Below are 13,115 nucleotides of genomic sequence, written 5' to 3' on the forward strand. Positions count from 1 at the left end.
TGTCACCGCATTCCAATCGTCTCTAGGCCCTGAGCCCCGCGATGAAGGCGACGACCTCGCGCTGCAGTTCGCCGGATTGTTCTCGCAATTGCTGCGAGTGGCTCATCAGTTGCGAGGCGGCGGCGCCGGTCATCGCAGCCGCCTCACCGACCGCCGCAATGTTGCCGGTAACGGCCTGGGCGCCATGCGCCGCCCGCTGAGTGCTATGAGCGATCTCGTTCGTCGCCGCTCCTTGCTCCTCGACGGCGCCGGCGATCGAGGAAGTCACCTCGCGGATGGTCGCGATCGTCGTGACGATCCGACCGATCGAGGAAACGGTATCGCCCGTCGCAGACTGGATCTCGGTGATCTTCTCGCCGATCACATCGGTTGCCTTGGCCGTCTGCGCCGCCAGTTGCTTGACCTCAGAGGCCACCACAGCAAACCCACGCCCAGCTTCGCCTGCTCTTGCTGCTTCGATGGTCGCGTTCAATGCCAGTAGATTGGTCTGCGAAGCGATGTCGCGGATCAGATTTAACACTTCACCGATCTTTTCGGCCGCCTCAGTCAGCGCCCGCACATTGGTCTCCGTCCGAACCGCTTCAGAAGCAGCGTCGGCAGCAATCTCCGCGGACTTGGTGACCTGAGCACCGATCTCGCGAATCGAAGCGTTCAGTTCCTCGGTTCCGGTTGCGACCGTCGTAACACTGTCCGACGCTTCTCCCGCGGCGCCGGCAACGACGTGCGATTTGCGCGTCGCCTCTTCGGCTGTTGTTGATAGATTTCGCGCCGCGTCGGCAACGTCACCGGACGACTTCACAAAGCTGTCGGCAAGTGCGACCATCGAGGCCTGGAACTTGTCCGCGAGATTGTTGCGTTCAACCCTGATGCGTTCGCCGGCGACACGATCCTGGTCTGCGCGCTCGGCTCGCATCCGTTCGGCATCCGAAAGGCTGGCGCGGAACACTTCGACGGTGCGCGCCATCGCGCCAATCTCGTCGGCACGATCCGTTCCACCAACCTCGACTGACGTGTTTCCGTCCGCAAGGGCGCTCATTGTGTCGGAAAGGCGCCGGATCGGAACGGTAATGCCCCGCGTGATCATGACGACCAGGACGATGGTAGCTCCCACAAGTGCGGCAGCCAAACCAATCGAGGTGAGATACTTGTCGTAGGCATCGCGTTCGGCACGAGACGAGGCATCTTTGAGATTTTGCTCGAATTGAACTTCGACGCGTGACAGAAGCTGCATTCGCTGCGCATTGGTATCGAGCCAGGCCTTCAAGGAGACCGACTGAACGTCACCGCCAGGGCCGGCGTCGTACATGACCCGCAGCATACGGTTGGTTTCGTCGACCGGCGTGCCTGAATAGACCGTCGCCAGGACGTTGCGCTCTTCGGCCGTGGCATAGAAAGCGATCGCACTCTCCGCGCCCTGTTGCCGACCATGGAAGCTCTGAACGCGGTTGTAAAGGTCGATGTCGAATTTGCCCTGCTGGAAACCTACGGCAGCATTTGCGCGCGCCGCACTGGAGAACTCGGCCATCCAGAGCAGATTCGAATAGACCTGCATCTCGCGCGAAACGTCAGGGTTTCGCACGGATTTGGTCGCATATCGACTGAACTCGAGTAACTGCCCGATCGAAGCAGTGTAGAAGTTGTTCATTTCGTTCGGAGTGATCTTCAGGCTGTCGACCGAAGCGCGCACCGGGTCCGGCTGGCTCGCCGACCGCAATCCTTCCTGCAGGACCTTGCTAAGCTCTGGGGAAATTGCCGCAACGTCTATCCCCTTCAATCGCTCCTGGACCTTGTTGCGACTGGTATCGGTGGTCTGCCGCAGCACGGCCAGACCGGACCGCCCCTCACTGCCCCTGGATCCCACGAGTGCGGCCGATGCGCCAGCTTCTGCCTGAAGACTATGGACGTATGTGCTGATATCTGCGTCGAGCGCAACGATGTCGGCTACCGTCCGCATCTCTTCATAGACTGACCGCTTTTCCGCGGCAATTTGGCCGGCGGCAAAGACCACCCCGACAAGAGGAACGGCGGCGAGAATCGCAATTCGTGTGCGAATCTTGAAACTGAGCATCGATTTCCGAAAATTCATTTGTGGACTGTGTCCTCGCGATGAGATCCGAGCATCATTCGAGCGTGCATCACGATCCAAATGGCTGGCCGTCATTTTCCAAGCAGAGCCACGATCAGGCGCTACTCCAAACAGCTAGACGTTCGAGAACTGAACCGAACCTTACCTCTTGCATCCGATCTGCGCGAAGCGGACAGCAACTTCGCAAAACGGACTTGCTCGGGAAAGGCAAGACGACTGCATACGAAGGACTTTGTCCATGGCACGATCAGGGCGTCCCCGTGAGAGCTGCACCGTGCTCATCGAGGAGACACCACCGAACCACGCGCTTACGCCGTTGGTGCGAATCGCAAAGAGAATCCGTAAGGCATGCTCAAGCAGATCGCGTCTGCGACGAGGCACGACTTGAAAGACACGTTGAGCAACGCCCCAACCGTCCAAGGTTCGAGTTTCGAGAGTCTTCTCGCGTATTACGGATCTCGACTGCTGCCAATGAGGATCATCCCGCCGACCTCCTGCGCGGGATTCCAGTGGCGATCAGATTTCGCCGCCGGGCCGGGGGTGAGCATAGTCCGTGCGCAGTACTGGAGCGACTGGTCCTACTGTTCGGACAACGACACGGAGAATCTCAATCTCGGCTTTCTCAACGCTGGGGCCTCCGAGCTTAGGATCTGCTCCAAAACAATTGAGCAGACCTCATCTCGCTTGGTCGTTTACCCGCAGCCGAGCCTGCGGCGACAAGCCATACGCACCCGCGACGGCATTCTCGCGGGCGGGACGTTGCGCTTCGAAGCAAGCACTGTCGCCCGGATCCTGCGCGACATGTTTGGCGGCGCGCTGCTGACGAGCCTCGATCTTGCGCTCACCTTCGACCTCGAGACGAACTTGGGACAAGCCTTGTGGTCGATCACCAGTGCACTGGTCAGCGGCATGCGCGACGAGCAATTGCCTCTACGCTCACCCAAGGCGATGGCGCTGCTAACAGAATCCGCTCTTCGACTGATTTTCGCGGAAGCGCCACATCGTCTCGCTGGAAAGCTCTCGGCACGAGAGGGCATCCCAGCTTCGCCACAGATCAGTCACGCGATCGATTACATGCGGGCCAATCTTCACTTGCCGATAACAATGAGCGATGTTGCGGGCGCTGTCGGCATCAGCAGCCGCGCGCTCCAGACCGGCTTCCGCAGGTCCCACCAAACGTCCCCGGTCCACTATCTGCGGCGTGTCAGGCTTGACGCGGTTCACACTGAATTGTCCTCACCCGAGAACAAGTTGCCCGTCAGCGAAGTTGCCCTGAAATGGGGGTTCGCCCATATGGGACGCTTCGCCGCGCAGTACCGCCGAACATTTGGAGTTTTTCCGTCGGAAACTGCCAGACGCGCTGGTGGTGCGCATCGGCTTGTCCGGCCAGAGCAACATTGACATGTGGCCCGGCTGCGGTGAGCAGTCCCCTCACTCGGACGGCGCGCAGCCCCAAAGTGGAGCGGCGTCCAAAGCGCGATCAGATTGGGATGAATCGTCATCGCGCTTTAGGTTATTGTTTGAGCATGATCTCCGCGCAAACGCGTTCCGCGTTTGTCGCGAGGGAAAACGCTTCGCACTTTGCGCTAACGCGGCCCTTCGGGTCCGGATCAAGCGCTACTCCTGATCGATGAGATCGTCCTCGAGGATCGCCATCTGGAACTGGAACGAGCGATCGTCGTCCTCGTCGTCGACGAACAGCACGCCGATGAACTCCTCACCGATATAGACCTCGGCGGAATCGTCCTTCTTTATCCGCGGCTGAACGCGAATCTTGGGATTGCCGAACACGCGCTTCAGATACGCGTCGAGCTTCCTCACTTCTTTGATGTCCACGGCAAGTCTCCAATCGAAATCTAACGTGGCGGGGTTTTAGGACGAGACGCGACGAACCGCCAGCACGAATTCCCAAAGAATTCTGGGGACGATCGGGGCCGGAAAGTCACGGCCCCGCTTCAAGTCAAACCGGGATCAAAGCCCATATCAAAGCCCCATGGCGTTGATCATCTGGTCCATGGTGCGCGACGGCTCCGCGCAACCGGCCTCGCCGACGATCTTGGCCGGAACGCCGGCAACGGTGACGTTGTGCGGCACGGGCTTGACCACGACCGAGCCGGCCGCGATGCGCGCACAGTGGCCGACCTCGATATTGCCGAGGATCTTTGCGCCGGCACCGATCATGACGCCGTGACGGATTTTTGGATGGCGGTCCTCGTTCTCCTTGCCGGTGCCACCGAGCGTGACGCCGTGCAGGATCGAGACGTCATCCTCGATGAGCGCGGTCTCGCCGCAGACGAAGCCGGTGGCGTGGTCGAGGAAGATGCCGCGGCCGATGCGCGCGGCGGGATTGATATCGGTCTGGAAGACGGCCGACGCACGGCTCTGGAGATAATACGCGAAATCCTTGCGGCCCTTCAGATAGAGCCAGTGCGCGAGACGATGAGTTTGGATCGCGTGGAAGCCCTTGAAGTAGAGCAATGGGTCGATGAAGCGGGAGGTCGCGGGATCGCGGTCATAGACCGCGACGAGATCGGCGCGGAAGGCATTGCCGAGATCGGGCTCTTCACGCAGTGCCTCGTCATAGGTCTGACGCACGAGATCGCCCGACAGCGAAGTATGGTCGAGCCGGTCGGCCAGCCGGTGCACGACCGAATCTTCCAGGCAGCTATGATGCAGCACGGTCGAATAGATAAAGGTCGCGAGCTCGGGCTCGCGGTGGACGATGTCTTCAGCCTCGGTCCGGACCCGATCCCAGATCGGATCGAGCGCGGCGAGCTTTCCTGCCGGATTGACCTGATGCATTGCCATGTCGTGCTCTCGAAATTCGCTCGTTTCGTTTAACCTATAGCACAGTCTAGCGTGCCCTGTCCCTGTAGGCTTGCCTGAGAGTGAACACCGGATCGCCGCCAAAAGCCCATCAACATGTTGAATCAAAAGGCTTTCCTGCAGTACCCCCGATACGGCAAGGTTCGTTGAAGGTGGTCAGCGTTTTGCCAAAATCAAGCTCCGTAGCGTCAAACTATTGGTGAATTTCACGCGAACCGTTATTGCGGGCATGGAAGAGAGACGACGGAGACGATTTGAGCATCACCACCGACATTTTGCGCGCCCGCGCCGCGGGGTCCTTGTGGCTGCGGCTCGCCGCCGTCGCCCTGCCCCTCCTCCTGATCGCGCCGGCGTTCTGGAACGGCTACCCGCTGCTTCAATGGGACACCGGCGGCTATCTGGCGCGCTGGTATGAAGGCTATCTCGTCCCCAGCCGCTCCACGGTGTTTGGCCTCTATCTGCATTTCGGCGAGAGCTCGAGCTTCTGGCTCAACCTCGCCCTCCAGTCGCTGGCGACGCTGTGGCTGCTTCAATTGACGCTCCGCGTGCTCGGCCTGATGCAGACCTTCCGCTTCGTTGCGATCAGCCTGCTCCTGATTCTGTCGACCGCGTTGCCCTGGCTTGCCAGCATGCTGCTCACGGACATCTTCGCCGGGCTCTCGGTGCTGTCGCTGTTCACCCTGGTGGTCGGGGGCGACCGGACCTCGGGCATCGAAAAAATCTCATTGTTCGCCTTCACCGCCTTTGCCGCAGCGACCCACAGCGCGACGCTCGGCGTCCTGTTCGGGCTTTGCGCCGCCGGCTGGTTGGTGCGGCCGCTGCTCGGCAAGCGCCTTCCCCTCGCAGGTCTTGCGCAAGGCAGCCTGACCATCGTTGCCGGCGGGGCCATGCTGGTCATGGCAAACCATGCGCTGTCGGGCCAATGGGCCTGGACGCCGGGCGGCTATGGCGTCGCTTTCGGCCGCATGATGCAGGACGGCATCGTGGCACGCTATCTTGGCGATCACTGCCCGCGCGAGAGTTTCAAGCTCTGTCCCTACCGTAACGAATTGCCGGCGACCGCCGACGAGTTTCTGTGGGGCAACAGCATGTTCAACACGCTCGGCCGGTTCGAGGGGATGAACGACGAGATGAGCTACATCGTCGTGCATTCGCTCGCCGACTATCCGGCCTGGCAGGCGGGCGCAGCACTGCGCGCCATGGGCCAGCAATTGCTGCATGTCGCGACGGGCGAAGGCACCAATGGCTGGATCCCCCACACCTACGGCATCATCGAGCGATACATCCCCTCGCAAATCGCGCCGATGCGCGCAGCGCGGCAGCAGAACTGGAATCTCGATTTCGATGACGTCAACTGGCTGCACGTACCGGTCGCACTCGGCTCGATGCTGGCGCTCGTCGGCCTGCTCGGCCATGCGCTGGCGCGCGGACGGCTCGACGACCTGGCGCTGCTGGCAACGACCGTGACGCTGGCGCTGCTCGGCAACGCCTTCATCTGCGCCGTCATCTCCGGTCCGCACGACCGCTACGGCGCGCGGATGGTGTGGCTTGCGACCTTCGTCGTGCTGACGGCGCTGGCGCGCGTGTTCGGCAGCGACGAGCCGGCAGACGAGGCCTCAGCCGCGGCGTGACAGGAAGTCGATCACGCCGGTCTTGTAGACCTTGTCACCGACCGCGCGCATGTGATCGCGGTTCGGGATGTCGAGCACCTCGGAGCCGGGGATGATCTTTCCCAACGCTGAGGCTGAGCCCGCGACGTCGTCGGCGGTGCCGACGGCGATCAGGACCGGCACGTCGATGCGTGCGGCTTCCTCCCTCTTCATCAGCTCGCGGGTGCCGCGCAGACACGCGGCGAGCGCCTGGCGGTCCGAGCGGGTTTGATCGGCGAACGCGCGAAAGGTGCGCCCGACGGGATCGGTGACGTCGTCGAGCGAGGGCGCTTCAAGCGCCTCCGCCACGTTCTCGCCGGGCCCGGTGCCCTCAATCAAGCCGCCAATGCCGATGCCGCCGAGGATCGCCGAGCGCAGGCGCTGCGGCTCGTTGAGCCCGAGCCAGGCGGTCATCCGACCGCCCATCGAGTAGCCCATCATGTCGGCCTGCGGGATACCGAGATGGTCCATCAGCGCAAGCACGTCGCCCGCCATGCCCGGAATGGAATACTGCGCGGGATCGTAGAGTTTTGCGCTCTCGCCATGACCACGATTGTCCAGCGCAAGCACGCGGCGGCCGTTCTTGCGCAATTCCGAGACCCACGTCGGATAGACCCAGTTCACGTTCTTGCTCGAGGCAAAGCCGTGCACCAGGATGATCGGGTCACCCTCGCCTTCGTCGAGATAGGCAATTTCGACTGCGCCGTTGTGAAAGCTCGGCATCAACTTTAAGTCCGCGTCTGTTGGGGATAGGATGATATTAGGCCGCGACTTCGCCGCCTGCCAGCGCAAGTTGCGCCCGACGCAACCGCCGCGCCCGCCTGCGGTCGCACCAGGCCTGCGTCAGCCGCTCGGTCGTGGCCTTGATCGAGGACAGGACGCCGAACAGCGTCACCAACGCGCCGGACAACCACAGCGCGAGATCGAATGCGCCGGTCGCGAGCAGCAGAGCGCCGCGGCCGAGCAGCTTCAGGATCGCACGGGTCTTGCCGCCTTGGGCCTCGGCGAGCCGCGCCGCGCGCGCAACGTCCTTCGGGCCCTCGGCGACGCGCAGCGTATCGAGCGCACCGCGTGTACCGGCCTTCTCGGTGACACGGGCGACGTCCTTGCCGAGCCTGACCAGGGCGCCGGCTTTTTCGACGCGGAACGCGGCCTTGATCGCGCTCGCGGTCTCGCCCGGCCGCAGCACCGAGCCGGAGGCGACCGCATTCTGTAGCGCCGGCGTGTCCACCACCTCGCGCGCCGAGCGTCCGGCCCATGCCGCGAGCCCCTCGCCGAGCCGCCCGACCTTGCGGGCGTCCTTGACCAGCGACAGGCCGGCGCGCACCGGCGCCGCACCGCCGACCGAGACATAGGTCGCCGCCGTCACCGCAAGACCCGCCGCGGCGAGCCCGAGCACGAGGCGGTCGGTCTCCTCGCCCATGGCCAGATGCTTGCCCTCACGCACGACGTCCCGGGCATCGCCGATCACGAAGAGGTCGCCGGCCACGGTGCCAGAGAGGCTGGCGACGTCGTCGGCACTGCCGGTGACGAGACCGGTGGCAAAACGCTTGGCGAAATGCGAGGTGGAATTCTCTTCTCTCACAGCGTCGCTGACGCGGCTCAGGAGGTCGTCAGGCAGCGCGATACTGCGATCACGCGCGAGCTCGACGAAGCTGCTCGCAAGATCGGCATCATGGGCGGCGAGCGCCGCCTCGATATTGTCCTGAACGAGCGCGGCGTTCTTGCCCGGTTCGTCCTTCACCAGGAGGGAATCGAGCTTCAGCTCGGAGAGCTTCGCCGGATCGTCCTTCGCCGCCAGCACAGCGCCCGCCACGCGCGCATGCGGCACGACCTGCACGAGTACAACGCTGCATGCCACGAGGGCGGTCAACGCGGTGCTGATTCGCAGCCACTTCATGCTCAAAGCCTGAACGTTCGCTTGGAAATTCGCTTGAAAATTCGCCTGCCGCCGGGATTTTCGTTCGTCCACAGACATAGTATGCCAAATTTGCGACACAACGGCCCCGACGAAAGAAGGGCTTCTCTGAGGCGACAAGATTGTGTCGAATTTGCATGAGCAAATGAGCATGGGGTAGTTGCGAACCTTTTGGTTCCATTGGACTAGCAATCATCTGCACCCCCCAGTATGGTCCGCGGCGTTCGATGATGCTGCGAACGATGCCGCGTCAGTGTTGATTGTGTCTGCCGCCATTGCCACTCCAGGATGAGTTCCGATGTCCGACCATGTCGTCCCGCACTTCCACAACGATGCCGGTGTCCCCGTCATCGAAATCGGCTCGCAGGAGTTCATGTGCGTTGGCGCCAACCCTCCGTTCGACCATCCGCACGTCTTCCTTGATCTCGGCAATGACAACGAGATCATCTGCCCCTATTGCTCGACGCTGTACCGCTTCGCGGCCGACCTGAAGGCCGGCGAGGCGCGCCCGCCTGAATGCGTGCTGAAGGACAAGGTGGCCTGACCGGCGGCATCCGCTAAGGGGTGGCCGTCTCCCGAACGATCATCATTGCCGGTGCCGGAATCGGAGGATTGACGGCCGCACTCGCGCTTGCCGCCAAGGGCTTTCGCGTCGTCGTGCTGGAGAAGGCCGAGCGGCTCGAGGAAGTCGGCGCCGGCCTGCAATTGTCGCCCAATGCGAGCCGCATCCTGGTCGAGCTCGGGCTGAAGGACCGGCTGGGCTCGCGCGCGGTGACGCCGGAGGCGGTCAGCATCATGAGCACGCGTGCCGGTGGCGAGTTGATGCGCCTGCCGCTTGGTGCGGCGGCCGTCGAGCGCGCCGGCGCTCCCTATTGGGTGGTACACCGGGCCGATCTGCAAGCAGCGCTCGCCGCGGCGGTCGCGGACCATCCTGATATCGATTTGCGGCTGGGTGGGACTTTCGAGGACGTCGCCGCGCATGCCAAGGGGCTCTCCATCGTCTATCGCAGCGGCACGTTGCGCCGGAGCGAAGTGGCAAGCGCGCTGATCGGCGCCGACGGCGTCTGGTCCACAGTACGCCAGCATCTGTTTCCGGACGTAGCGCCGCGCTTCTCCGGCCTGATCGCCTGGCGCGGCACGTTCGAGGCCACGCAACTGCCAAAGGAATACACCTCGCGCCGCGTGCAGCTCTGGATGGGACCGAACGCCCATCTCGTCGCCTATCCGATCGCAGGCGGGCGCCAGATCAACGTGGTGGCGATCGTGCCCGGCACGTGGAACAGGCCGGGCTGGAGCACGCCGGGCGATATGTTCGAGCTGAAGGATGCCTTCCCGGCGCCGCGCTGGCCGGGCCCGGCGCGGATGATGCTCACCGCAGTCGACAGCTGGCGCAAATGGGCGCTGTTCACGCTGCCCGACGGCGTCGGCTGGAGCAAGGGCGCGATCGCGCTCGTCGGCGATGCCGTGCATGCGATGCTGCCCTTCGCCGCGCAGGGCGCAGGAATGGCGATCGAGGATGCTGCCGTGCTCGCCGAGCACCTGAGCGGCAACGCCAGCGAGAGCGCCGCCAGCATCGCCGCGGCGCTGGCTCGCTATGGCCGGGCGCGCGAGGCGCGCGTCAGGCGCGTGCAGCGGACTGCGCGGCAGCAAGGCCGCATCTACCATCTCGCAGGCCCCTTCGCACTGGCGCGCGATCTTGCGATCCGCACGCTCGGCCCGGAGCGCATGCTGGCGCGCCAGGATTGGATCTATCGCTGGCGCGCGTGAGGCGCGATGCTGACTTCAGTGAGCGGCGTTGCCGGATTTCGCTCCAGGCGCCGGCTTCGCCGCAGGCTTAGCGGCGGTTGCGGGCGCGGGCGCCGCTGGTGGCGGCGTCGCCTCCATGTCGCTCTCGCGGCACTTGTTGCGCCGCCAGTTCTCCTCCACGAGCTTCTGCTGTCCGCGCAGGGAGATATAGTCGTTGCGATAGGCCAGCTCCGAGACGACCGCGCCGCCGGTGCCCGTCTCCGCCTTCGCCATCAGCTTCTCCAGGCTCTCGATGCGACTGACCAGGCTCTTGCGTTCCGGCCCAAGCTGCTTGCACTCCCAGAGCTCGTATTTGCCCGGATCGACGAAGGCCGGGCTGATGGCGTCGCCCACGGTGGAGCAGCCGGCAAGCGTGGTGCCCAGCCCAAGCAGCGCGACCAGCGCAAGCGCGGGACGGCGGCGGTTGATAATCGAAACAGACATGCTGGATTGGTAGTCCCCGTAGATTGACATTGCCTAAAGCAGCCAGAGATGTCCGGATTGAGGCTTGACCAGATTGAGGCTTTGCCTTGTGCAGCCGGCTCGCTTAAGGAAGGGCACCCTTAGCCCAAATCCGGGGACCATCCCAGGCGGTTGGATAAGGCTGTAAGTGTCTGATCCCCTTGGATCAAGCGGGCATGGCGGAATTGGTAGACGCAAGGGACTTAAAATTCCCTGCGACCACTGCAACCGCTCAACTTTCCTGCAAAACATCTCGTTTCAAACCCGCCGAAACCGGCGCCGTCCCTCCCCATTTGCAAAACAATTCCGCGTTCGGAATTCTCGCAAATTGTGTCGGGCCGGCAGAGATCATCCAGCCCATCGTCAACGTTGAGGTTGCCGCTGGCGACGCAGCGGGGGTGCCGTGATGATCGCAACAATTCGCGTTCGCTTCTCGCGCCCACGCAAGATCGTCGAGCCGATCACCCCGCCTCCAGTGGTGTCGCCAGACGTCATCCAGCGCGACGATGGCATGTTCCAGATCGGCGTTGCCGACGATGCGCCCGGACCGTTCGAGAGCCGCGCATTCGCAGCAGCAGTCGCGGCCACGAATGGGGGGCGCGGTGTGAGCAACGCGAAGGTTTCTCGAAATGGACTTGGCACGGGAGTCGTGCCACCATCTGATTTGCGTGTCGTTATCTCTGCCGTTGGGTCGGGCCAGATAACGCCAGAGGCGCACACAGCCCCAAAATTCGCCGTCGCACTTGCGTACGGCACAACGAGCAACGCCCCGTGGCAAGCGGGAGGCGTTGGAATTTTGGGCATCATCGACACTTAAGGAGTGATCGAAATATGCATGCAACTCGCTTGAAGATCAAGTGCTGCATTCGGTGCCCTCAGCAAAAAGAGGACACCGATGACCATCTCGATCAATCCAAATGAATTCCTAAACGCCGTCCCCTCCCCTGAAATCGAGCTAGATGACGATAACTACGTCATTGCCGCTCGTGGCCGGTTGCGCCACGTCATCCAGGCATGGCTTGCCCATCGCGATCTGAAAGAGATACCGCAGAACGATCGCGGCCGGGCCATCATCAAATGGCTCGCGGACCAAGCCTTTGTGGCCAACCCATCTGGACCGATTCGCGGTGTCCGCCGTTGGATTGAGAAACTGGCCCCTTCTTGGTTCACCGCGGCCGACATCAAAACCCTCATGGAATACGTCCGGACGTCCAACAAGAACTGGAGCCACGACCATTCCGCCTATGCCCTGGACGTCTCACTAGACGATTGCATCGCCATGAATTGCCGTCGCTGGATCGGCGCCAATGACGATGATAGCCGAGCCAAGCGCAAGGCCCTCAAACGGGCAACGGACGCCAAACGAGCCCGCCGGCGCCGAGCCAAGAATAGCACCAGCGCCAAGCCCGGCAGGTCGTCCTTGGGACTCTCGCCTGATGAGATGAAAGCCCGAACCAACGCCCAAGCCGCTGAGCGCATGAAGCGCCGCCGCGCGTTACGGAAAACCCCGTCCGCTTCCTTTAAGAAGGACGTAGGTAGCGTGACGCAATTAAGCGTAACGCAAGACACTCACGCGGCGCGGGAACAGGCTGAAACTACCCCCGCTCTCAATCCTTCAAACAAACAAAAGCCTTCCAAGACCATCCAGCCAAAGGAAGTGATTTGTTGGGGGAAGCCATCACCACCAAAGCCGACCAACGCCACCCCCCGCGCCGCGTTACCGCAAGATGCCGTCGACAAGGCGATAGAGCTGATCCGCAAGGTGAGGGATACCGGGCACCACAAGACCATGAACCTCTCGACCAACCGCAAGACCGTCCAGCGAGAGCTAGAACGGTTCTGGCCCGGATACGTGAGAACCGCGACACGCACGGCAAGCCGGTTCTACGGCTCATTCAGGCCAGAGCGAGACCTCAGAAGCTGGTAAGCCTCATTCCGGCTCAAGCTCGAGACCGAGGGCGAGACAATCAACCGGTATTTCGATCGCAGGCACAAGTGGCTCAGGCAACGACATCGATCTGAGCGGCCCTAACGCGCACACGGCTGCGGGAAAAAATTCCTACACCCACCGCCGCCCGACGCGGTCGAGGGACGCGGCCCCGGGGAGCTGGGGCAAGCTCCCTGTCGTCGTCTACTTGAGGCCGCGTTACGGGTGGTGTGTCTCACCCGCTGACCACGTAACGCGGCCGTGTTGTTCTGGTTTCAGTCAGGCGCGCGGCATCATATTCGTCTGCGGCCCCTATACCGAAAACCTACCCGAAAATGTCGACTGATGCTCACGGATATCGTTGACGAATTTGCTCGGTGAAGGCTTCGGGTATGATGCAGCGTCAAGTTTGGAGGCTGCAGTCATGGCAAAGCGAGTTGGCGTTTATCTGCGGGTCAGCAC

General features: G+C 62.6%; 13 protein-coding genes. 7 read left to right on the forward strand and 6 right to left on the reverse strand.

Going from position 1 to position 13,115, the window contains the following annotated elements:
* Positions 1 to 22 precede the first annotated feature (22 nt).
* Complete coding sequence (locus tag SO140_RS36405) at positions 23 to 2,068, reverse strand: methyl-accepting chemotaxis protein (RefSeq protein WP_449383411.1); 2,046 nt, start codon at positions 2,066 to 2,068, stop codon at positions 23 to 25.
* Between the two features lie 366 nt (positions 2,069 to 2,434).
* On the opposite strand from SO140_RS36405, the gene SO140_RS36410 reads away from it, so the two are divergent.
* Positions 2,435 to 3,487, forward strand: a complete 1,053-nt coding sequence (locus SO140_RS36410; protein WP_449383410.1) for a helix-turn-helix transcriptional regulator — start codon at positions 2,435 to 2,437, stop codon at positions 3,485 to 3,487.
* A gap of 216 nt (positions 3,488 to 3,703) precedes the next feature.
* Here SO140_RS36410 and SO140_RS36415 read toward each other — a convergent pair whose 3' ends face one another.
* A complete protein-coding gene (locus SO140_RS36415; RefSeq protein ID WP_254105293.1) occupies positions 3,704 to 3,922 on the reverse strand; it encodes a DUF3126 family protein in 219 nt (72 codons plus the stop codon).
* A 147-nt stretch (positions 3,923 to 4,069) separates the two neighbouring features.
* Positions 4,070 to 4,894, reverse strand: coding sequence for a serine O-acetyltransferase (gene cysE, locus SO140_RS36420; RefSeq protein ID WP_449383409.1), 825 nt, complete (start codon positions 4,892 to 4,894; stop codon positions 4,070 to 4,072).
* A 272-nt stretch (positions 4,895 to 5,166) separates the two neighbouring features.
* Between cysE and SO140_RS36425 the strand changes: the two genes are divergently transcribed.
* Positions 5,167 to 6,543 carry a hypothetical protein gene (locus SO140_RS36425; RefSeq protein WP_449383408.1) on the forward strand — a complete coding sequence of 459 codons (1,377 nt, stop codon included), beginning with the start codon at positions 5,167 to 5,169 and terminating at the stop codon, positions 6,541 to 6,543.
* Here SO140_RS36425 and SO140_RS36430 read toward each other — a convergent pair.
* Both SO140_RS36430 and SO140_RS36435 read right to left on the reverse strand, forming a co-directional pair.
* Positions 6,529 to 7,284, reverse strand: coding sequence for an alpha/beta fold hydrolase (locus SO140_RS36430; protein WP_449383407.1), 756 nt, complete (start codon positions 7,282 to 7,284; stop codon positions 6,529 to 6,531). The genes SO140_RS36425 and SO140_RS36430 overlap by 15 nt on opposite strands.
* Positions 7,285 to 7,321: 37 nt before the next feature.
* A complete protein-coding gene (locus SO140_RS36435) occupies positions 7,322 to 8,461 on the reverse strand; it encodes a hypothetical protein (RefSeq protein ID WP_449383406.1) in 1,140 nt (379 codons plus the stop codon).
* Between the two features lie 316 nt (positions 8,462 to 8,777).
* On the opposite strand from SO140_RS36435, the gene SO140_RS36440 reads away from it, so the two are divergent.
* Positions 8,778 to 9,023: a zinc-finger domain-containing protein gene (locus SO140_RS36440; RefSeq protein ID WP_007602543.1), complete on the forward strand. Its 246-nt coding sequence runs from the start codon at positions 8,778 to 8,780 to the stop codon at positions 9,021 to 9,023.
* Between the two features lie 20 nt (positions 9,024 to 9,043).
* Positions 9,044 to 10,246, forward strand: coding sequence for an FAD-dependent monooxygenase (locus tag SO140_RS36445; protein WP_449383405.1), 1,203 nt, complete (start codon positions 9,044 to 9,046; stop codon positions 10,244 to 10,246).
* A 15-nt stretch (positions 10,247 to 10,261) separates the two neighbouring features.
* Here the strand turns inward: SO140_RS36445 and SO140_RS36450 are convergent, their stop codons facing one another.
* Complete coding sequence (locus SO140_RS36450) at positions 10,262 to 10,708, reverse strand: twin-arginine translocation pathway signal (protein WP_449383404.1); 447 nt, start codon at positions 10,706 to 10,708, stop codon at positions 10,262 to 10,264.
* 194 nt (positions 10,709 to 10,902) lie between these two features.
* On the opposite strand from SO140_RS36450, the gene SO140_RS36455 reads away from it, so the two are divergent.
* The 3 genes from SO140_RS36455 to SO140_RS36465 all read left to right on the forward strand — a co-directional run bounded on the left by SO140_RS36455 (position 10,903) and on the right by SO140_RS36465 (position 12,653).
* A complete protein-coding gene (locus tag SO140_RS36455) occupies positions 10,903 to 11,133 on the forward strand; it encodes a hypothetical protein (protein WP_449383403.1) in 231 nt (76 codons plus the stop codon).
* A complete protein-coding gene (locus SO140_RS36460) occupies positions 11,133 to 11,543 on the forward strand; it encodes a hypothetical protein (RefSeq protein WP_449383402.1) in 411 nt (136 codons plus the stop codon). The genes SO140_RS36455 and SO140_RS36460 overlap by 1 nt, the downstream gene beginning before the upstream one ends.
* 78 nt (positions 11,544 to 11,621) lie before the next feature.
* Positions 11,622 to 12,653, forward strand: a complete 1,032-nt coding sequence (locus SO140_RS36465) for a hypothetical protein (protein ID WP_474802852.1) — start codon at positions 11,622 to 11,624, stop codon at positions 12,651 to 12,653.
* The last annotated feature ends 462 nt before the right edge of the window (positions 12,654 to 13,115 follow it).

The organism is Bradyrhizobium sp. UFLA05-108, assembly GCF_059803455.1.